We start from the raw sequence: 18,579 nt of genomic DNA on the forward strand, positions 1-18,579 counted from the left end.
CCGTGGATCGGCGACACCGATGGCGTGGGGTCTGGACAAGGACACAGCGGTAGCGGGGACAACTCCGAGAAACCAATAGAATGCTACAACGAGCCTATTGCAGGGCATCTGGTTTTATCTAATATCCAGATAGGTCCATTCGATCTACAAAACAACTTCGAGCACGCACTAACTGGCGCGCTTTTCTTGTTGCCGATCTGAGTCTTAGACAGCGAGATCCTGAAACAATAAACGCCCCAGGAGGCTTGCTCCTGCGGCGTTGTTCGACCTAGCGGCCAGTCTGATAGGGCTGGGGATCCCTAGGCCAAAAGAATGGCCGAAGGTGCTAGTACGAGCCGAACTTGTAGTTCAGGCCGGCGCGCACGACGGCGAACTCGGTGCTGTTGTTGCGGTTCTGGCCGAAGTCGACGTACTGCGCGTCGGCCTCGATGCCGATCACGACGCCCGCGCCCGGGGTGAACTGGTAGTTGTAGCCGACCTGGCCACCGCCGGTGAAGCCGTCGTTGCCGCGGCTGCCGCCGAAGGCGAGCACGCCAGCGCGGTTACCACCGGCCGGGCCGGCGAAGATCGCGTTCTGCGGCGAGACACCGACGACGGTGGCGCCGCGGTTGTCGTTGGCATCGAAGCCGTAGCCGGCATTGATACCGAAGTAGGCGCCCGTCCAGGTGAACACCGGAACCGGGGTGAACACCGGCGGCGGGGCGCGACGCGGAAGGTCGGCGGCGGACGCGGCAGCGGTGAGAGCCGTGAAGGCTGCGAGGGACGTAAGGATCTTGTTCATATGTCGGGTGCCGATCGGTGTGCCTAGTTGACTGCTAGATACCCTTTTCCCGCGCAGTTGCTGTAGCGACTAAGACACACCTGCAATCCCTCTATTCTGATCCAATCACGCCCTCGCATCATGAGGCGCGCCCCGCCATCCGCACGCTTTCACGTAAGTCCCTGGTGGGCAAACAGCCCTGCTGTCTCGGCCTGGCTTTCCTGGGTCGCACTACGCGCGTTACCCCCAAAGTTCACACCCTGACTGACTGCCGAAGGGATCCGCTTCGAGGGCGCTGCAGTCGGGCGCCTGGCTGGCCCGTGGGCGCAGTTCGGTGCCACCGAATAGGTCGCCCAGCGCACGGCGCCGGAACGGCGTTCGCCGCCGCTGATGCTCGGGCCGGTCGTGGTTCACGCGGCAGCACGGTGAGGCTCTTGCCCTTCCCGTCACGCCAGGCGCCAACCTCGGCATTCCGCCACCGCCCGTCGCCCAGGTGGGAGACCATGTGCCCATGCGGTCGTCCGCAGCCCTCGCAGGCGCCGCCGGCACGCCGGAACCGGACCATGGCCGACAGCTCGCGCCCGTCGATCGGGTAGGAACAGCGGTCTGGATAGCTCGGCGGCCATCGATCTGCCGGCTGTGGTCTGCGCCGCATTCGCGGTCGGCAAATCCGTCCCGAGCCGTCAGGTGGCGCTGGCCTCTGCTAAGGCCGCCAGGACGTCCGAGAGGTTCCTCTCGGCTCTCTCGTGGACACGGTCCAGGGCACGCTGGGCCGCGAGCGCGCCGGTGCCCCCGGCGGCGATCAGGGCCAGCATGTCCCGATACGTACCCTCGCCGCCCTCGCGATCGACGCGAAGCCTGGCCAGGTTGTGGATGGTGCGCGTCCGCAGGTTGTCGTCGAGCGCTCCCAGCAGGGTCCGAAATTCCGTATCGCGTGGCTGGCAGGTATAGGGGTCGATCATCAGGCCTGCCGCCTCGCGCGGATCATCCAGGCATCACGGTCCGCACGTGCCACGGCCAACTCCATCTGCAATTCCTCGACACGGGCATGCATCTCGCCGGCATCGACGGCGGTCTCGATTAAGAGTTCCTGAGCCTCGGCGAGCGCCGCGCGCAATTCCGCGTTCTCGGTCGCGAGCGCTAGGACCAGAGCCGTCGTCTCGTCGCTCATCCCTCAGCAACCCATCTGATCCACCGTGGACGCCGCCGCATCCGCGGCCAGCAGGTCGCTCGATCTGTTGCGACGGTCCTGTTTGCCCCTTCGAGCAGGGCCGCCGCCTACATTCCAGCCGACAACCTGCTCTCGCACCCTCGTGACCCGACGTTGGGCGGACCCAGTGCGTACACGGGCCGACAGGGTAAGGCGCAACCCGATTCCGTCAGCGGCTGCCGAAAATTATTTTCGACCGCTGACCGCGCACGCCATTTCGACTTTCATACGCCGGCCGGATCGTAGGGGCTCCATTCAACGGAGCCACGCCGATGCCTCTCGCGAGGGACGGCGCCTGAAGGACAACCGCGGTCGCTACGTGCCGCCGGATCGGGGCGATCCGAACGGCGCGGAGGTTGGCTGGAAGGCCCCGGCCACGTTCCTGGAGCGGCTGCCGAAGGATCGGCCGCCGACTGGGAGTAGCGGGGGAGCACGAGGGGTTGGGTGCCAGCGGCTGTTTGTGCGACGCCCGTGTCGGGAGTCCATACCCCCGAGAGCGAGCGGGCTTCCGGCAACGGTGGCAGATCTGAGCGCCGAGGTTATCGAGCATCTGACGCTACATATGTCAGCGCTCCTCGGCATGTTGTGTTTCAACCGCCACAACGGTCTCTCAATAAAGAACCGCCGCGCGGAAGCGATATCAATTAAAGGCAATAAGAAGCGCGCCAGGTAGACACATCAGTATATTTTAGGCTTCTTGGACATGCTCACACCGTGAGCCCGGGATAGCGGTTCCGGAACGAAGCCAGGCGAAATGAAAGCGTCATGACGGGTCCGAGCAAGCGATACCCCTGGGAGAGCCCCTCCGAACTCGAAGCGCCTACGAATGTGACCTCCTCGACCGACACCCACCTGGCCAACGTGTTGAGGTTGGTCGGGCCTCTCGACGACATCGGTGGTGGAGGCGCTCCCACCCGTCGTTCCTCGCCACAGGATTGGTCGAAGCTGATCGAGCGGGTTCGGCATGCGGCCAATCACGCCCGCGAGGTCGAGGCGCAGGCTCAAGAACAGGAGCTGCGCGTCCAGGAGGTGCTTGACCGCGTCCGCGAAGATGTCCGCAACGCCGCCGAGCGGGTCCGAGTCGCTGAGGCGCGCACCGCTGAAATTCAGAGCCGTGCCGACGCCATGCTGAAGCTGGCCGACGAGAGGGTAAAGGCGGCCGAAGAGCGAGCGCGGATCGCGGAGGAGTGGCTCACACGCGTCTACGACACGATCGCGAGCGAGTTCACCCTTGAGCCGGATGTGAAGAGAACTGCGTGATGCCGAACTCAGCTCAGCGTCCTGCAATCACCGTCCGCCCGGCCGGACGTGATATCCCGGCCGACGATGCTTGGCGCAGCAGCTCCGAGCTGGCGGCCGGGCTGCAGTCCGTCAGCAAGATCGTACCCCTCTTCGTGGAGCCGGGCATCTCACCGCCAAGGCTTGCGGATGTCGGTCCTGGCGAAACCGACTGGCCTGCCGCGCTCGACCTGATCCGCGACGTTGGAGACCGCGTGCGCCGGGCACGCGATTTCGCGCAGGAGGTGTCCCGCCAGTCTCAGTCGATCATTCGCCGTAGCCTCAAGCAGACCGAGGAGGCCGAACGGCGCGCCGAGGCTGCCGAAGCTTCAGCGGCCGCGGCCATCGCCCGTGCCGAGAGGGCTGAGGAACTGGCTCGGCTGTCGGAAGCCAGGGCGAAGCTTGCAGAGAAGCAGGCAGAGGCCGCCAAGGCTGAAGAGGCTGAAGCTCAGCTATGGCTCAGGCGCGTGCATGCTTGCCTCAAGGACGAGTTCAAAGACCTGACCGAAGATCCGACCTGACCGTATCAACTGCCGTGAGGTGGCAGGGCATCGAACCGAGCCTCCGGCCCACCGTGGGCATCGGCGGCCGAACGATGCGAATTCTCAGTTGCCGCCCGGTCCAGTGGCGCCGAGCGCCCGCGTTCGTTCGAGACAGCGGGTTGTGAGCGGCCATGGTCGTCGCCGCGTCCTCGAGGAAGGCGGCGATGACCGCCCGGTCCGCAATATGCGCCGCGGTTCGGAGTGATGCTGCGAGCTGGCGCAGCGCACGGTCTGCGCAAGGCGGGCGCGCGGCGGAGGAGGGCGCCACGGAGGCCGAATGGAACGCCTGATTTGGATGGGCTGAGGGGAGCTGCGAGCGCGCGACCTACCTGCGCGGAGCCGACCGAGCGAAACTCGCCGAGCGGGCCGCAAAGAGGGCAGCAGCTCGAATGTCCATCTCCGCTTCTCCTGAACCGGTGCGGGGTTCAGAGCGAAAAGATCAATCCGAAAAATGGCTTGGAGAAGTTATGGCTCCCCGAGCAGGACTCGAACCTGCGACAAGGCGATTAACAGTCGCCTGCTCTACCAACTGAGCTATCGGGGATCACAGGGGGTGATCTACACAGCGTCGGTACGGCGCGCAAGGGCCTCGGGTGGATGTTTTGCATTTCGCGCGGGCTGCCTCGGGCGGCGCGAATGGAACCTCGGCAACAGCGTTGCGCCGGGGCCACGAGGCGGCCGCGCCACGAGGCTCAGGCTTCGCGTCGCGATGCCGGAGGACGCGCGGCGCCTGCGATCGATCGCCGGGGATGGGTCAAGGAAAAGTAGATGGGAGGACGTGACGTGGAGGCCTCGCCCGGAATCGAACCGGGGTGCAAGGATTTGCAGTCCTCTGCGTAACCACTCCGCCACGAGGCCTCGTCGCTCCGGCGCGGCCGTCGAAACGGGGCGCCCGCAAGATCCCGTGCCGGGCGGCCGGCGCGGGGTGAGGGGTCTCTAGCAGACGAGGCGGGCGCTGAGCAACGGGCGCGAGGCCGTATCTCCGCAGGATCGTCGGGCATTCGCGCTTTCGAAGGAGCGCCGGCCGTCGAAAGCCGCCGAGCCCTCAGGCCTGCCACACCCGCGGGAGCGCCACGCCGCGGTAGCGGACGAGCAGGCGGGCGGCGACGGCGCGCAGCGGCCCGAGATCGGTGGCGAGGAGGCGGATCGCGAGGTGGCCGTTCCAGGCGCTCGCGCCGGCCTCGACCCCCGAGCCGGCGTTCGCGCCGCATTCCGCCAGCAGGCCCCGGGCCTCGTCCAGGCGCGCCTCCGCCCCGGGGGAGAGGTCGAGCACCGTCGCGCAGGCCCTGGCGCCGCCGCCGATCGCGGGCCGCGCGAGGCGGGCGGCGATCGGCCCGTCGAGGCGCAGGCTGTCGGCGTAGACGAGGCGGCCGCCCCGCCGGATGCGCCAGACGTCCTCGAACAGCCCCGCCTCCACCCGCTCGCCGCGGGCGGCCCGGCCGAAGGCCACGGCCTCGAACACCAGGAGCCCGGCATCGGGGGCGAGATCGGCCTCGAAGCGCCGCCGCAGGCGGGCGCGGTCGAACACGATCGTCTCCTGCGGCAGCCAGGCCAGCCGGGCCCCCGGGCCGAGGGCGACGCGGTTCGCGATTTGGCTCACCGGCCCGTCCGAGCGGTAGATCTTCTCCGCCGCGGTCGTGGTGAGGACGAGGCCGGCCCCGGCCTCGAGCGCGAGCGAGACCGCGAAGTCGTCGCCGCAGGCGATCCCGCCGGCGGTGTTGACCAGGATCGCCTCCGCGGCGCCCCCATGCGCGCGCGGGAAGCGCAGGCGCGAGGGGCCGGATTCGGCGAGGTCCGCGATCCGCGTCGCCGTGCCGGCGCCGTCGGCGGCGACGCGCAGCATCACCCGGCCGACCGAGCGCTGGCGCGCCGGCGCGGTCTCGGGCGAGACGGCGTCGGTCCGGTCCGAAACGGCGAGCCGGTCGCTCATCCGCGCGTCGCGGGCGCAGGCACGGCGGCGATCGGCGGGGTCGGGCGGTCGAGGATGCGGCGGCCGAACAGGCTCGCGACCAGCTCAACCAGCACGCAGGCGCTGCGGCCGCGCTCGTCCAGGAACGGGTTGAGCTCGACCACGTCGAGCGAGCCGACGAGGCCGGAATCGTGCAGCATCTCCATGATCAGGTGCGCCTCGCGGAACGTGGCCCCGCCGGGCACCGTGGTGCCGACGGCCGGCGCGAGGCCGGGATCGAGGAAGTCGATGTCGAAGCTGACATGGAGGTGGCCCGAGGCCTCGGCGACCCGCTCCAGGCTGCGCCGGAGCGGCGCCACGACGCCGAACTCGTCGATGTGGCGCATGTCGGTGACCTCGACGTTGCGCGCGGCCACGAGGGCCCGCTCGCCGGCATCGATCGAGCGCAGGCCGAACAGGTGGACGCGGGTCGGGTCGAGGGCCGGGCGGTCGGGGTCGGCGAACAGGTCGGACAGGCCCGGCTCGCCGCAGAGCGCCGCCAGCGGCATGCCGTGCAGGTTCCCCGAAGGCGAGGTCTCCGGGGTGTTGAAGTCGGCATGCGCGTCGAGCCAGAGCACGAAGAGCGGCCGGCCGGTCCGCGCGCAGTGGCGCATCGCCCCCTCGACGGTCCCGAGCGACAGGCTGTGATCCCCGCCGACGACCACGGGCAGGTCGCCCGCGTCGAGGGCGGCCTCGACCTGGCGGGCGAGCACCCGGGTCCAGGCCGCGACCGCGGGCCTGCCGACCGCGTCGGCCGGCCCGTCGGGCACCGCATCGCCATGGTCGGCCACCGCGTGGCCGAGGTCGCGCAGGGTGCGGACGAGGCCCGCGGTGCGCAGGGCGGCCGGGCCCATCACGGAGCCGGGCTCGCTGGTGCCGACCTCCGTCGGCGCGCCGAGGATCGCGATACGTTCCGGGCCGTCCATCCCCACCTCGTCCGTACGGAACCGGGCCGGTTCCTGCGCCGTGCGGCGTGACACGCTTGCGCGACGAGCCCGTGTCGGGGCCGCCGCCTCGGGCCTCGGCCGGGAGCGGCCGGCGACACCAAGGCCTGCCATGCGAAGGCTCACGCCGCGATAGGGCATGCGCAAGCCGCGGGCCAGCGGCCGGCCCGGCGCGGGAAACGGGCGGGGCCCCGGGCGGTTGGGAGGGACGCCGGCCGCGGCGCAGCGAGGGAGATCGCCCATGCCGAACCGTTTGCAGACCGTCGGGTGCCGCGCTTTCGCCTCCGCCGCGGCGATCCTGCTCGCGCCCGCGGCCGTGGCGCAGACCACGCCGGCGGCGGGCGCCGCCCGCATCGCCGAGCACATGGAGGTGGTCGGCGCCGACGGGGCGCATGTCGGCACCGTCGACAAGGTCGAGAACGGCACCATCGTCCTGGCCGAGACCGACCGGGATGCCGGCGGACGCCATCACGCCGTGCCGATCGCGTGGATCGGCACGGTGGACGGCAAGGTGCTGCTGACGAAGCCGGCGGCCGAGGCGAAGGCGCAGTGGGATCGGGCGGACAAGCCGACGGACGGGCCGAAGCGCTGAGCCGGGCGCTACTCGGCGACCGCCTCGGTGACCTGGACGCGGCCGGCATCCTCGATGATCGCGGCGGCGGCGGCCTTGGCGAGCATGGCGTAGCCGCGGTCGGCCATGTGCAGGCCGTCGGCGGAGAAGAGCTGGCTGTGGGTCAGCTTGCCGTCGCGGATCCAGCCGCGCATCAGGTCGGCGCGGCGGATCACCGGCACGTCGAGCGCGTCGCCGATCTCGCGCACCGCGTCGCGGAAGCGGTCGGAGCCGGGGGTGGCGTCGAGCTTCGGGCACCATTGCGGCTCCATCAGCACGACGTCGATGCCGGCCTCCTGCATCCGGCGCACGGCGCTGACCGTCGCCTCGCGGAAATGCTCGATGGTGACGCCGCGCAGCGGGTCGTTGCTGCCGGTCTGCCAGATCACGAGCTGCGGCTCGGCGGCGATCACGTCCCGCTCGAGCCGGCGCAGCATGTCGTCGACGTGCTCGCCGCCGATGCCGCGGTTCAGCACCGTGATGCTCGCGGCGACGCTCGGCAGGGCGGCGCGGAGATCCGCCTGCAGGCGGGCGGGATAGGCGTTGGCCGGCGTGCTGGCGCCGATGCCCTCGGTCGAGGACGAGCCGAAGGCGACGATGCGCAGCGGTGCGCCGATGGCGATCTGCCGGGCGACGTGCGGCAGGTCGATCTCGGCGACCGCATCGCCGAGGCCGAAATCGAACGGGGCCGGGAGGAGGTCGGCGTAGGCGAGCACCGCGCTCGGCAGGACGAACAACCCGGTGAGCAGGGCGACGCCGCGAATCAGTCCCCGCAGGGGTTTCGTGACGCGGCGGGCGGACGCGGTGTTCGGCACGGGCACCATCGGAGCGTTCGGGCTTGCGGGATCCGAATACGATCCTACGGGGCCGACCGAAAGGTCCCGTCTGCAACACCTGTTGAATTCCGATTGAATTCGTAACGCAAAATTAAGGCTGAATTCCGGTGATACCTGTTCGGACGCCCGCGCCGCGGCTCGTCGGCTTCGCCGATCAGTTCGCCGGCGGCGTGAGCACGAGCTTGCCCACGAACGGCGCGTTCTTGTTGGCCGTGCTGGTGCAGGCGAAGTCGTGGTCGCCGGCCTCGAGCGTCCGCACGCGCAGGGTGCCCTGGCCGTCCCGCTTGATCAGGTAGCCCTTCTCGCTCGCCACGTGGACGAGGTCGCCGTCGGCATGGAGCACGTGGCCGTTCTCGAACAGCCCCGCCGCTGTGATCGTCACCGGCGTGTCGGCGTGGCTGACCACGTGCAGCGCGACGTCGGTGTTGGCGGGCAGGCGCAGCTCCGCCGGCGCGCAGACCGGCTTGCCGCCCTCGGCGGTGATCGTCAGCTCGACCGGCGGCATCACGGCGCTCGACGGCGCGGGCAGGGGCTTGCCCTGGGCATGGCCCGCGGCGGTCCCGAGGACGAGGAGGGCGGCCGCGGCGAGGTCGCGTCGAAGATGCTGCATGAAGGTCCGTCCGGAGAAGCGTGAGCGAAGGGCATCGCGCGGGGTCGCGCGGCCTCGGGATAGGAGCGGAATGGCAGCAGGCGCCGGCGAGTTCCGGCACGCGACGCCGCACCGGCGGCTCGAGACGGGGTCGGGCAGGCGCTCAGATGTAGGCGGAGGCGAGCGTCGGCGCGCGCCCGAGCGCGTGAGCCAGCACCTCGAGCGCCTGGGCGACCTCGGCGCGGGCGCCGACGCCGCCGAGGCAGATCCGCACCGCCTCGGGGGCGGGGCCCGCGGCGCAGAAGGCGTCGCTCGCGACGACGCCGAGCCCGGCGGCGCGGCCCTGGCTGGCGAAGGCCGAGCGGGTCCAGCCCTCGGGCAGCCGCATCCAGAGATGGAAGCCGTTCGGATCGGAGCGGACCAGCTCCCCCGGCAGCAGGCGGGTGGCGATGGCCTGGCGCGCCTGCGACTCGGTGCGGACGAAGCCGAGCACCGCCTCGCCGGTGCCGTCGAGGATCCAGCGCGTGGCGAGCGCCGTGGTGAGCGGCGAGGCCATCACGGTCGCCGCGCGCAGGGTCGAGGCCAGCGGCAGCGCCGCGCGGGCGCTCGGCGCGACGCAGTAGGCGAGGCGCAGCCCGGCCCCGAGGCACTTGGCGAGGCCGGCGACGTAGTAGGTGATCTCGGGGGCCAGCTGCTGGAAGCTCGGGGGCGGATCCGGGCAGACGAAGCCGTAGGCGTCGTCCTCGACGATCGCCACGTCGTAGCGGCGCGCCACCGCGAGGATCGCCTCGCGCCGGCCCCGGCCGATCGTCTGGGTGGTCGGGTTCTGCAGCGTCGGGTTGAGGTAGAGCGCCTTGGGCGCGAGCCGGGTGCAGGCGGCCGCGAAGGCGTCGGGCTCCAGCCCGTCCGCGTCCGTCGGCAGGCCGACGAGCCGCAGGCCGCGATGGGCCGCGAGCGAGCGGATGCCGGCATAGGTCAGCGCCTCGGTGCAGAGCACGTCGCCGGCCTGCGCCACCGAGCCGAGGATCGCGTCGAGGGCGCTGTGCGCGCCGGGGCAGAGCAGGAGCCGGTCGTGGCCGGCGACGACCCCGCGCCGCGCGAGCCAGAGCCCGCCGGCCTCCTTGTCGGCGTCGGTGCCGCCGAAGCCCTGGTAGCGCAGGAGGTTGGGCAGGTCGTCGGCGATCGCCGCGACGCCGGCCCGCATCCGCGCCTGCAGCCGCGGGTCGTCGGGCTCGGGCGGCAGGTTCATCGAGAAGTCGACCGCGCCGCGGCGGCGCGGCAGGGCCGGGCGGGGCGCCTGGAGGCTGCGCGCCGGATCGCACACGAAGGTGCCCTGGCCGACCCGCGACTCGACGAGGCCGCGGCTTTGCGCCTCCACGTAGCCGCGGGCCACCGTGGTGAAGTTCAGGGCGAGGCGGGCCGCGAGCACCCGCTGCGGCGGCAGGCGCTCGGCGACCGCGAGCTTTCCCGTGCGGACGTCCTCGGCGATCGCCTCGACGATGGCGAGGTAGTGCGGCTTGCCGAAGCGCCGCAGGTCGGGGCACCAGCCGTCTTCCGGGCGCGATCCCGGAGCGGGCGCCCCGGAGACGCGTGATTTCGGCGTCGCGCGGCTCATGTTCGCCTCCCGACCGGTCAGGATGCAGTCAATCGTCGATTGATCGGGAGCAATCGGCGTGCCGCACGCCCGAGCGCTGCGAACCGCGCGAGCGATACGGTCAATCCGGTCAAGTACTCGCCAGAGAATTCACAATAATGGCGCCCATTTTATCGGCAGATGCCGCGTCGTTCGGCGACGTTTCCAAACAGACGTCGATCGCGCCGCATCGACCATTGACCGCATGATTGACCGCATCCCGCACCGGGCGCCGAAACGGCGCGTCGTCGGCGTCTCGCTGGCACGGGGATTGCCATCCTCGATTGAACCTGCGGCCGGGATCATTCGATCCGCCGCAGGTCGCGATGCTCAAGAGGGAGTGCGGCCGATGCCTGCCGTCAGCACCGACAAGCACAAGAAGGGCGATTACTTCGTCGATTACGAGGAGAAGGTCTTCGAGGACGTGAAGGCCGAGCCGGGGCAGAAGGCCCTGGTGACCTTCCACACCGTCGCGTTCGAGGGCTCGATCGGCTTCGTGAACCTGCTCCAGGCCACGCGCCTCCAGCGCAAGGGCTTCGACACCTCGGTGCTGCTCTACGGCCCCGGCGTGACGCTGGGCATCCAGCGCGGCTTCCCGACGCTCGGCGACGAGGCGTTCCCGGGCCACCTCAACATGAACAACCAGATCGCGAAGTTCATCGCCGAGGGCGGCAAGGTCTATGCCTGCCGCTTCGCGCTCCAGGCGCTCTACGGCCACGGCGAGCCCTCGCTGATCGAGGGCATCCGCCCGATCGCGCCGACCGACGTCCTCGACATCGTGCTGCTGCACAAGCGCGACAACGCCGTGATCATCGACACCTGGACCGTCTGAGCGGCCGGCCGCCGGCACCCATCACGAGCGAGGAGGCGGACAATGGCGGAGCCGCGCATCGTCCGGGCCGCCGCGGTCCAGATCGCGCCGGACCTGGACCGGCCCGAGAACACCCTGGAGCGCGTGCTGAACGCGGTCGCGGACGCGGCGGGGAAGGGGGCGCGCTTCGTCGTCTTCCCCGAGACCTTCGTGCCGTACTACCCGTACTTCTCCTTCGTCAGCCCGCCGGCGATGCAGGGGGCGGAGCACCTGCGGCTCTACGCGCACGCGGTCGTGGTGCCCGGCCCCGTCACCGAGGCGGTCTCGGCCGCCGCCCGCCGCCACGGCATGGTGATCGTGCTCGGCGTCAACGAGCGCGACCACGGCACGCTCTACAACGCGCAGCTGATCTTCGACGCCGACGGCAGCCTGGCGCTCAAGCGCCGCAAGATCACGCCGACCTACCACGAGCGCATGATCTGGGGGCAGGGCGACGGGGCGGGTCTCACCGTGGTTGACACCGCCGTCGGCCGCGTCGGCGCGCTCGCCTGCTGGGAGCACTACAACCCGCTCGCCCGCTACTGCCTGATGGCCCAGCACGAGGAGATCCACGCGGCCCAGTTCCCGGGCTCGCTGGTCGGCCAGGTCTTCGCCGACCAGATGGAGGTGACCATCCGCCACCACGCGCTCGAAGCCGCCTGCTTCGTGGTCAACGCCACCGGATGGCTCTCCGAGGACCAGATCGCCAAGGCCTGCCCGGAGGAGAGCTTGCGGGGCGCGATGCGCGGCGGCTGCTTCACGGCGATCGTCTCGCCGGAAGGGCGGCTGCTCGCCGAGCCCCTGCGCGCGGGCGAGGGGCTCGTGATCGCCGACATGGACCTCGCGCTCGTGACCAAGCGCAAGCGGATGATGGACTCGGTCGGCCATTACGCCCGGCCCGAGCTGCTCAGCCTCAACCACGACGCGCGCCCGGCGCTTCCCGTGACGACGACGCCTCCCGCGACGAACCACCTTCCCGCGACGACCCGGAGTTCAGACCATGGACAGCCCGCTCCTGACCGGTTCGACCGCCCCGTCGCCGGCCTCCCCGGCTCCGGGCCCGGCGGCGCCCGGCCTTCCGACCGAGCGGCTGATCAACGCGCTGCAATCCTACGGAGTCCGGCTGGCTGACAGCCGCCCCGGCGTCCAGAGTCGGCGCGGCGGGGCCGGCCCCTCCGACCACAAGGCGATGACGATCTCGGGCCGCACGGTGATGGTGCCGGTCCACACCGCCACCGCCTTCGAATCGCCCTTCCTCGTGCAGCGCCCGGGGCCGGACGGGTTCAGCCTGATCGAGCACGACGGCGCGGTGGTCGGGCGGGTGACCTTCCCGGACAAGCCGCGCTTCTACGCGCTCCAGACCTTCGACGGGGTGCCGTATTCCAAGATCGCGGTGCTGCACGGGCGCGACGTCCTCGCGACCACCGTGCTGCAGACCTGCATCCGCTACCAGAGCCGCACGAGGACCTGCCAGTTCTGCGCGATCGGCCAGTCGCTGGCGGCCGGCCGCACGGTCGCGCACAAGAGCCCGCAGCAGCTCGCCGAGGTGGCCCGCGCCGCGGTGCTGCTCGACGGCGTCAAGCACATGGTGATGACCACCGGCACGCCGAACGCCACCGACCGCGGCGCCGCGGTCCTGTGCGAGAGCGCCTTCGCGGTGAAGGCCGCGGTGGACCTGCCGATCCAGGCGCAGTGCGAGCCGCCCGACGACGACCGCTGGTTCTCCCGCATGCGGGCCTCGGGCATCGACGCGCTGGGCATGCACCTCGAGGCGGTGACGCCGGAGGTCCGCAGCCGGATCATGCCCGGCAAGGCGAGCGTCCCGCTGGAGCGCTATCTCGAGGCCTTCGCGGCCGCGGTGCCGGTGTTCGGGCGGGGCCAGGTCTCGACCTACATCCTCGCGGGCCTCGGCGACGCGCCCGAGGCGATCCTCGGGATGGCCGAGCGGCTCGTGGCGCTGGGGGTCTACCCGTTCGTGGTGCCGTTCGTGCCGATCTCGGGCACGCCGCTGGAAAGCCACCCGGCCCCGTCCCCCGACTTCATGCACGCGATCCTGAAGCCGCTGGCCGGGATGCTGGCGCGGGCCGACCTCCGCTCGGCCGACATCAAGGCCGGCTGCGGCCGCTGCGGCGCCTGCTCGGCGCTCTCCGCCTACGAGCGGAGGCCTTGAGATGTTCGAGCCGGTCGCCCCGTATCGCGCGAGCCTGTTCCATGTGAAGTTCGCCACCGCCCCCTGGGAGCGGCGCGCCTGCGCGCGCCTGCGCCGCGCGGTGTTCTGCGCCGAGCAGGGCCTCTTCGCGGGGAGCGACGCGGATGCGCTCGATGCGCACGCGATCCCGATCTGCGCCCTGTCGACGCTCGGCGGCGACCCGGACGCGGTCGTCGGCACCGTCCGCATCCATGCGGCGCCGGAGACGCCCGGCGAGTGGTGGGGCTCGCGGCTCGCCGTCGAGCGCGGGCATCGCCGGGTCGGGGCGCTCGGCGCCGGGCTGATCCGGGTCGCGGTGTCCTCGGCCCATGCGCGCGGCTGCACGCGCTTCCTCGCCCACGTCCAGGCCGGCAACGCCGCCCTGTTCGCCGGCCTGCACTGGGACGACCTCGGCGCGGTCGACCTGCACGGCCGGCCGCACCGGCTGATGCGGGCCGACCTCGCCCACTACCCGCCGATGCACGATCCCGAGCACGGGCTCGTCACCCTGCCGCGCGGCCGGCCGGCGACGGCCGCGTGACGGCGCCCCCCAGCCTCGACGCCATCGCCCGCGCCGTCCGCGAAAGCCGCGGGCTGGCGCACAAGCGCGACATCGACGCGGTCGTCGGGAGGCTCGGGATCGGCCGGCTCGGCGCGCGCGGCCTCGCGGTCCCGGCCGGGGACGACTGCGCCGCGATCCCCGACGGCGACGGGCACCTCCTGCTGGCGATCGAGGGCTTCCTCGACGGGTTCGTCGCCGCCGACCCGTACTTCGCCGGATTCTGCGGCGTGATGGTCAACGTCAGCGACATCGCGGCGATGGGCGGGACGCCGGTCGCGGTGGTCGACGCCCTGTGGAGCCGCGACCAGGACCACGCCGACCCGGTGCTCGCGGGCCTGCGGGCCGGCGCCGAGGCCTACGGCGTGCCGGTGGTCGGCGGCCACACCAACACCCACAACGGCGCCGAGCACCTCGCGGTGGCGATCCTCGGCCGGGCCGGCCGGCGCCTGCTCACCAGCTTCGACGCCGCCCCGGGGGACGTGCTGATCGCCGGCATCGACCTGCGCGGGCGCTTCCGCGAGCCCCATCCGTACTGGGACGCCGCGACCGGCGCGCCGCCGGAGCGCCTGCGCGGCGACGTCGCGATCCTGGCGGGGCTCGCGGCCGACGGCCTGGCGCGGGCCGCCAAGGACATCAGCATGGCCGGGCTCGTCGGCACCGCGCTGATGCTGATGGAATGCTCCGGCGTCGGCGGCCGGATCGACCTCGACCGGCTCCCGATCCCCGACGGCGTCGCGCTGGAGCGCTGGCTCACCGCCTTTCCGAGCTTCGGCTACCTCGTCGCGGCCGCCCCCGCCGAGGCGCCCGCGGTCGTCGGGCGCTTCACCGAACGCGGGATCGCGGCCGCCGCGATCGGCAGCCTCGACGCGAGCCGGGTCGCGCGGATGGCGCGCGGGACGGAGGAGGCGGTGGTGTGGGATTTCGGCAGCTCGCCGCTGATCGGCTGCGGCGCGACCCGCGGCGAGGGAGCGTGAACCCATGCCGCGGCAGCTGCGCATCGCGATCCTGACGCATTCGACCAACCCGCGCGGCGGCGTGGTGCATGCCCTGGCGCTGGCGGAAGCGCTGTGCGGGCTCGGGCACGAGGCCAGCGTGCACGCCCCCGACCCCACCGGCGGCGGCTTCTTCCGCCCCGCGCGCTGCCCCACCGTCTCGGTCGCGGCCAAGCCCGCGGCCGGGACGACGGTCGAGCTCGTCCGGGCGCGGATCGCCGACTACCTCCGCCATTTCGCGACGCCGGCGGCCTGCGACTTCGACCTGTTCCACGCCCATTGCGGCATCGGCGGCAACGCGCTCGCGACCCTGGCCCGCCGCCGCCTGATCCCGGGCTTCGTCCGCACCGTCCACCACGTCGACGCGTTCAGCGATCCGCAGCTCGCGCAGTGGCAGGACCGGGCGATCCTGGACGCGCAGGCGCTGCTCTGCGTCAGCGCCGGCTGGAAGGGCGTGCTCGCGAGCGATTACGGGGCCGAGGCGACGATCGTCGGCAACGGGATCGACACCGACGCCTACGCACCCGAGCCGGCCGACGACGACGCGGCGGTCGCGGCGCGCTTCGGCCTCGGGACCGGCCCGGTGCTGCTCGCCGTCGGCGGCTTCGAGGCGCGCAAGAACACGCTGGGCATCGTCGCGGCGTTCGCCGCGTTCCGGGCCTCGCACCCGGAGGCGCAGCTCGTGGTGGCGGGCGGCGCCTCGCTCCTCGACCACGCGGATTACCGGGCCCGCTGCCGGGACGCGCTGGCGCGGGCGGGTCTCGCCGTCGGGCCCGGGCAGGCGGTGGTCGAGACCGGGCCGGTGGCGCAGGCCGTCATGCCGGCCCTCTACCGCCGCGCCGACGCCCTGGTGTTCCCGTCGCTGAGCGAGGGGTTCGGCCTCTGCGTGCTCGAGGCGATGGCGAGCGGCACCCCGGCGATCGTCTCCGACTGCGCGCCGTTCACCGAGTATCTCGGGCCCCGCGACGCCCTGTTCGTCGATCCCGACGACGCCGCCGCGATCGCCCGCGCGATGAAGGCCACCCTCGACCCGGAGGTCCGGGCGCGCCTGATCCCGGCCGGGCTCGCGATCGCCAAGACCCATCCCTGGCGGCTCTGCGCCGAGCGGCACCTGCCGGCCTACGCCGCCTGCGCGCGCCGGCGCCCGGAGACGTCCCATGCCTGAGATGCGCTTCCACATCCGCTGGCCCGACGGCGCCCGCGAGGCCTGCTACTCGCCCTCCCTGGTGATCAAGGACCACCTCGCGGTCGGCCAGGACTATCCGCTGGCTGAGTTCGTCGCGCTGAGCCGCACCGCGCTCGGGATCGCGAGCGAACGGGTGCGCGAGCGCTACGGCTTCCCCTGCGGCCGGGCGCTCGCGCAGCTCGCCCGGATCGAGGAGGGCGCGCGCCGGCAGGCGCCGGGCACCGTCCACGTCGAGGCCTTCGAGGAATGACCGTTCGCGAGGAATGATCGTTCGCGAGGAATGACCGTTCGCGAGGAATGACCGTTCGCTCCGCCCGCACGCGGGCGGGCCTTCGCCAGAGACCAGGAGACGCGCCATGAGCCGCCAGCCCGAGCCGGACACCCATTCGCCCGCGCACTGGCCCGTGATCGTCGTCGGCGGCGGCCAGGCCGGGCTCGCGATGAGCCGGCAGCTCGCCAACCGCGACATCCGCCACGTGGTCTTCGAGAAGAACCGCATCGCGCACACTTGGCGGACCCAGCGCTGGGACAGCTTCTGCCTCGTCACCCCGAACTGGCAGTGCCGGTTGCCGGACTTCCCCTACGACGGGCCGTCCCATGACGGCCGGGACCCGCACGGCTTCATGCGGCGGGAGGAAATCGTCGGCTACATCGAGGCCTATGCCCGCCACATCGCGGCGCCCCTGCGCGAGGGCGTCGGCGTCGCGGCGATCCGCCCGCGGCCCGAGGGGGGATTCGCCGTCGCCACGGGGGAGGGGGTCCACACCGCCGACGCGGTGGTGCTGGCGATCAGCGGCTACCACCTGCCGGCGATCCCGGCGATGGCCGCGGGCCTGCCGGCGGAGGTGCGGCAGGTCCATTCCTCGGCCTACCGCAACCCGGCGCAGATGCCGGACGGGGCGGTGCTCGTCGTCGGCTCCGGCCAGTCCGGCTGCCAGATCGCGGAGGACCTGCACCTGGCCGGCCGGACGGTGCATCTCGTCACCGGTTCGGCGCCGCGCTGCCCGCGGGTCTACCGCGGGCGCGACGCCGTCGACTGGCTCGCCGAGATGGGCCAGTACGACCTCACGGTCGAGAAGCATCCGCTGAAGGACGAGGTCCGGCGCAAGGCCAACCACTACCTCACCGGCCGCGACGGCGGGCGCGACATCGACCTGCGCCGCTTCGCCCTGGAAGGCATGCGCCTGCACGGGCGGCTGACGGGCATCGACGGCCCCCGCCTCGCCTTCGCCGACGATCTTGCGAAGAACCTCGACGGGGCGGACGCGGTCCATGTCGGCATCCAGGCCGCCATCGACCGGCACATCGCGGCAGCCGGCATCGCGGCCCCGGAGGAGGCGCACTACGCCCCCGTCTGGCAGCCCGGCCCGTTCGAGCCCGTGCTCGACCTCGCGACGGCCGGAATCCGCAGCGTGATCTGGGCGACGGGGTTCCGTGCCGATTTCGGCTTCGTCGAGGCCGACATCCTCGACGGCCGCGGCCTGCCGGTGCACCGCCGCGGCGTCACCGCCCAGGACGGGCTCTACGTCGTCGGCATGCCCTGGCTCTGGACCTGGGGCTCGGGGCGCTTCTCCGGCATCGCGCAGGACACCGCCTACCTCGCCGACGCGATCGCCGGAGCCGCCGCCGCGCAGCCGCTTCCGATCGCCAGCTGAGACGGCGGCCTCCGCGAAGGCCTACCCGACGATCACCCGCCGGTCGCCGGCCCGGCGGGTGAAGCCGGTGGCGTCGAGGTGCTCGAGCAGCGGGATCGAGAATTTTCGCGAGATGCCCAAGGCCGCCCCCGCCTCGCGGGCGAGGAAGCCGGATTCGGGCTGGGTCGCCCCGGGGAAGGCGGTGCGGAGCTTGGCCCGGGCCTCCTCCACCGCCGCCTTGTGGAACAGCACGGCGCGGCGCTGCACCCGGTCGACGGCGCGGATCACCGTGCCGGCGCCGACGAGGTAGGTCAGCGCCTCGCGGCGGCGCACGTCGCGCCCGATCGCCTCCGCCTCGTCGGGCGGGTTGAGCCCGGCCTGGAGGAACACGGCTTCCAGGCGCCGGGCGACCTCGCTCTCGTTGCGGGCCGGGTTGAACGCCGCGCGGCGGAAGAGGGCGCCGCCTTGCGCGACGTCGCCGGTGGCGACGAGGTCGCGCAGGGCCGCGGCGGCGACCGGCTCGGCGAGGCCGAGCGCCTTGACGATGCGCTCGGCCGGCAGCCCGTGCTCCATCGGCTGGTCGCGATGGTGGCCGGCGAGCACCGCCAGGATCGCGTCGCGAAGGCTCGCGAAGGCCGGGCCGCCGAGGATGCGCTCGCCGACCTCGCGGGCGCCGAGCGCCGGCAGCAGCGCCCGCACCCGGTCCGGCGCCGTGCCGCTGACGCGGGCGAGGTCGCGCAGGCCGGCGCCGGCCGCGCCGGCCTGCGCGAGGCGGATCGCCAGCGCCTCGGCCGGCCCGCCGCCGGCGAGCCCGGCG

At 72.2% G+C, this 18,579-nt stretch carries 20 protein-coding genes, 2 tRNA genes and 1 pseudogene; 12 read left to right on the forward strand and 11 right to left on the reverse strand.

Going from position 1 to position 18,579, the window contains the following annotated elements; translation table 11 throughout:
- On the forward strand, positions 1–201 hold a 201-nt coding region (locus MKK55_RS06575; protein WP_243933847.1), incomplete at its 5' end, for a hypothetical protein.
- Between the two features lie 175 nt (positions 202–376).
- Here MKK55_RS06575 and MKK55_RS06580 read toward each other — a convergent pair.
- From MKK55_RS06580 to MKK55_RS06595, 3 genes and pseudogenes are all read right to left on the reverse strand, one after another.
- Positions 377–781: pseudogene (locus MKK55_RS06580) on the reverse strand (porin family protein); the annotation flags it as partial.
- 662 nt (positions 782–1,443) lie between these two features.
- Positions 1,444–1,722 (reverse strand): hypothetical protein, encoded by a 279-nt coding sequence (locus MKK55_RS06590; protein WP_243933848.1) that lies wholly within the window; start codon positions 1,720–1,722, stop codon positions 1,444–1,446.
- Positions 1,722–1,931 carry a hypothetical protein gene (locus MKK55_RS06595; RefSeq protein ID WP_147728420.1) on the reverse strand — a complete coding sequence of 70 codons (210 nt, stop codon included), beginning with the start codon at positions 1,929–1,931 and terminating at the stop codon, positions 1,722–1,724. The genes MKK55_RS06590 and MKK55_RS06595 overlap by 1 nt, the downstream gene beginning before the upstream one ends.
- A gap of 804 nt (positions 1,932–2,735) precedes the next feature.
- Here MKK55_RS06595 and MKK55_RS06600 point away from each other — a divergent pair.
- Positions 2,736–3,230 (forward strand): hypothetical protein, encoded by a 495-nt coding sequence (locus MKK55_RS06600; protein WP_187274893.1) that lies wholly within the window; start codon positions 2,736–2,738, stop codon positions 3,228–3,230.
- Positions 3,230–3,769: a hypothetical protein gene (locus MKK55_RS06605; RefSeq protein ID WP_147728418.1), complete on the forward strand. Its 540-nt coding sequence runs from the start codon at positions 3,230–3,232 to the stop codon at positions 3,767–3,769. Before MKK55_RS06600 ends, MKK55_RS06605 begins: the two co-directional genes overlap by 1 nt.
- A 489-nt stretch (positions 3,770–4,258) precedes the next feature.
- Here MKK55_RS06605 and MKK55_RS06610 read toward each other — a convergent pair.
- From MKK55_RS06610 to rocF, 4 genes are all read right to left on the reverse strand, one after another.
- A tRNA-Asn gene (locus MKK55_RS06610) sits at positions 4,259–4,334 on the reverse strand.
- Positions 4,335–4,574: 240 nt separating this feature from the next.
- A tRNA-Cys gene (locus MKK55_RS06615) sits at positions 4,575–4,648 on the reverse strand.
- A gap of 187 nt (positions 4,649–4,835) precedes the next feature.
- Positions 4,836–5,720 (reverse strand): urease accessory protein UreD, encoded by an 885-nt coding sequence (locus MKK55_RS06620; protein WP_147843661.1) that lies wholly within the window; start codon positions 5,718–5,720, stop codon positions 4,836–4,838.
- Entirely contained in the window at positions 5,717–6,664 is a 948-nt protein-coding gene (gene rocF / locus MKK55_RS06625; protein ID WP_243933849.1) for an arginase, read from the reverse strand. Before rocF ends, MKK55_RS06620 begins: the two co-directional genes overlap by 4 nt.
- 259 nt (positions 6,665–6,923) lie before the next feature.
- Here rocF and MKK55_RS06630 point away from each other — a divergent pair, with 259 nt between their 5' ends.
- A complete protein-coding gene (locus MKK55_RS06630) occupies positions 6,924–7,274 on the forward strand; it encodes a DUF2171 domain-containing protein (RefSeq protein WP_147843660.1) in 351 nt (116 codons plus the stop codon).
- Positions 7,275–7,282: 8 nt separating this feature from the next.
- Here the strand turns inward: MKK55_RS06630 and MKK55_RS06635 are convergent, their stop codons facing one another.
- The 3 genes from MKK55_RS06635 to MKK55_RS06645 all read right to left on the reverse strand — a co-directional run bounded on the left by MKK55_RS06635 (position 7,283) and on the right by MKK55_RS06645 (position 10,332).
- A complete protein-coding gene (locus tag MKK55_RS06635) occupies positions 7,283–8,107 on the reverse strand; it encodes an SGNH/GDSL hydrolase family protein (protein ID WP_405042981.1) in 825 nt (274 codons plus the stop codon).
- A gap of 175 nt (positions 8,108–8,282) precedes the next feature.
- A complete protein-coding gene (locus MKK55_RS06640; RefSeq protein WP_147729670.1) occupies positions 8,283–8,738 on the reverse strand; it encodes an anaerobic typically selenocysteine-containing protein in 456 nt (151 codons plus the stop codon).
- Between the two features lie 142 nt (positions 8,739–8,880).
- A complete protein-coding gene (locus MKK55_RS06645; RefSeq protein ID WP_243933850.1) occupies positions 8,881–10,332 on the reverse strand; it encodes a PLP-dependent aminotransferase family protein in 1,452 nt (483 codons plus the stop codon).
- Positions 10,333–10,699: 367 nt separating this feature from the next.
- Between MKK55_RS06645 and MKK55_RS06650 the strand changes: the two genes are divergently transcribed.
- The 8 genes from MKK55_RS06650 (at position 10,700) to MKK55_RS06685 (ending at position 17,783) form a co-directional block, all read left to right on the forward strand.
- The gene (locus MKK55_RS06650) at positions 10,700–11,182 is read left to right on the forward strand and encodes an MSMEG_0572/Sll0783 family nitrogen starvation response protein (RefSeq protein ID WP_147729031.1); all 483 of its coding nucleotides are present in this window, start codon (positions 10,700–10,702) and stop codon (positions 11,180–11,182) included.
- 42 nt (positions 11,183–11,224) lie between these two features.
- Entirely contained in the window at positions 11,225–12,331 is a 1,107-nt protein-coding gene (locus MKK55_RS06655; RefSeq protein ID WP_243933851.1) for a Nit6803 family nitrilase, read from the forward strand.
- The gene (locus MKK55_RS06660) at positions 12,324–13,370 is read left to right on the forward strand and encodes an MSMEG_0568 family radical SAM protein (RefSeq protein WP_243933860.1); all 1,047 of its coding nucleotides are present in this window, start codon (positions 12,324–12,326) and stop codon (positions 13,368–13,370) included. The genes MKK55_RS06655 and MKK55_RS06660 overlap by 8 nt, the downstream gene beginning before the upstream one ends.
- A gap of 1 nt (position 13,371) precedes the next feature.
- The gene (locus MKK55_RS06665; RefSeq protein WP_243933852.1) at positions 13,372–13,929 is read left to right on the forward strand and encodes an MSMEG_0567/Sll0786 family nitrogen starvation N-acetyltransferase; all 558 of its coding nucleotides are present in this window, start codon (positions 13,372–13,374) and stop codon (positions 13,927–13,929) included.
- A complete protein-coding gene (locus MKK55_RS06670) occupies positions 13,926–14,924 on the forward strand; it encodes a sll0787 family AIR synthase-like protein (RefSeq protein ID WP_243933853.1) in 999 nt (332 codons plus the stop codon). The genes MKK55_RS06665 and MKK55_RS06670 overlap by 4 nt, the downstream gene beginning before the upstream one ends.
- A 4-nt stretch (positions 14,925–14,928) precedes the next feature.
- Entirely contained in the window at positions 14,929–16,107 is a 1,179-nt protein-coding gene (locus tag MKK55_RS06675) for an MSMEG_0565 family glycosyltransferase (protein WP_243933854.1), read from the forward strand.
- Positions 16,100–16,378 (forward strand): MSMEG_0570 family nitrogen starvation response protein, encoded by a 279-nt coding sequence (locus MKK55_RS06680; protein ID WP_147729117.1) that lies wholly within the window; start codon positions 16,100–16,102, stop codon positions 16,376–16,378. The genes MKK55_RS06675 and MKK55_RS06680 overlap by 8 nt, the downstream gene beginning before the upstream one ends.
- Positions 16,379–16,484: 106 nt before the next feature.
- A complete protein-coding gene (locus MKK55_RS06685) occupies positions 16,485–17,783 on the forward strand; it encodes an MSMEG_0569 family flavin-dependent oxidoreductase (protein ID WP_147729116.1) in 1,299 nt (432 codons plus the stop codon).
- Between the two features lie 21 nt (positions 17,784–17,804).
- Here the strand turns inward: MKK55_RS06685 and MKK55_RS06690 are convergent.
- Positions 17,805–18,579: SelB C-terminal domain-containing protein (locus MKK55_RS06690; RefSeq protein WP_243933856.1), on the reverse strand; the 775-nt coding region annotated here is incomplete at its 5' end.

Origin of the sequence: Methylobacterium sp. J-059, assembly GCF_022829485.1 — a bacterium.
GTDB lineage: Bacteria > Pseudomonadota > Alphaproteobacteria > Rhizobiales > Beijerinckiaceae > Methylobacterium.

Bases quoted from the DNA above. Each gene is read 5' to 3' on its own strand.
- MKK55_RS06590 (WP_243933848.1), bottom strand. From the start codon at position 1,722: ATGATCGACCCCTATACCTGCCAGCCACGCGATACGGAATTTCGGACC.
- MKK55_RS06600 (WP_187274893.1), top strand. From the start codon at position 2,736: ATGACGGGTCCGAGCAAGCGATACCCCTGGGAGAGCCCCTCCGAACTC.
- MKK55_RS06685 (WP_147729116.1), top strand. From the start codon at position 16,485: ATGAGCCGCCAGCCCGAGCCGGACACCCATTCGCCCGCGCACTGGCCC.
- MKK55_RS06675 (WP_243933854.1), top strand. From the start codon at position 14,929: ATGCCGCGGCAGCTGCGCATCGCGATCCTGACGCATTCGACCAACCCG.
- MKK55_RS06680 (WP_147729117.1), top strand. From the start codon at position 16,100: ATGCCTGAGATGCGCTTCCACATCCGCTGGCCCGACGGCGCCCGCGAG.
- MKK55_RS06605 (WP_147728418.1), top strand. From the start codon at position 3,230: ATGCCGAACTCAGCTCAGCGTCCTGCAATCACCGTCCGCCCGGCCGGA.
- MKK55_RS06620 (WP_147843661.1), bottom strand. From the start codon at position 5,720: ATGAGCGACCGGCTCGCCGTTTCGGACCGGACCGACGCCGTCTCGCCC.
- MKK55_RS06665 (WP_243933852.1), top strand. From the start codon at position 13,372: ATGTTCGAGCCGGTCGCCCCGTATCGCGCGAGCCTGTTCCATGTGAAG.
- MKK55_RS06595 (WP_147728420.1), bottom strand. From the start codon at position 1,931: ATGAGCGACGAGACGACGGCTCTGGTCCTAGCGCTCGCGACCGAGAAC.
- MKK55_RS06645 (WP_243933850.1), bottom strand. From the start codon at position 10,332: ATGAGCCGCGCGACGCCGAAATCACGCGTCTCCGGGGCGCCCGCTCCG.
- MKK55_RS06650 (WP_147729031.1), top strand. From the start codon at position 10,700: ATGCCTGCCGTCAGCACCGACAAGCACAAGAAGGGCGATTACTTCGTC.
- MKK55_RS06655 (WP_243933851.1), top strand. From the start codon at position 11,225: ATGGCGGAGCCGCGCATCGTCCGGGCCGCCGCGGTCCAGATCGCGCCG.
- MKK55_RS06630 (WP_147843660.1), top strand. From the start codon at position 6,924: ATGCCGAACCGTTTGCAGACCGTCGGGTGCCGCGCTTTCGCCTCCGCC.
- rocF (WP_243933849.1), bottom strand. From the start codon at position 6,664: ATGGACGGCCCGGAACGTATCGCGATCCTCGGCGCGCCGACGGAGGTC.
- MKK55_RS06640 (WP_147729670.1), bottom strand. From the start codon at position 8,738: ATGCAGCATCTTCGACGCGACCTCGCCGCGGCCGCCCTCCTCGTCCTC.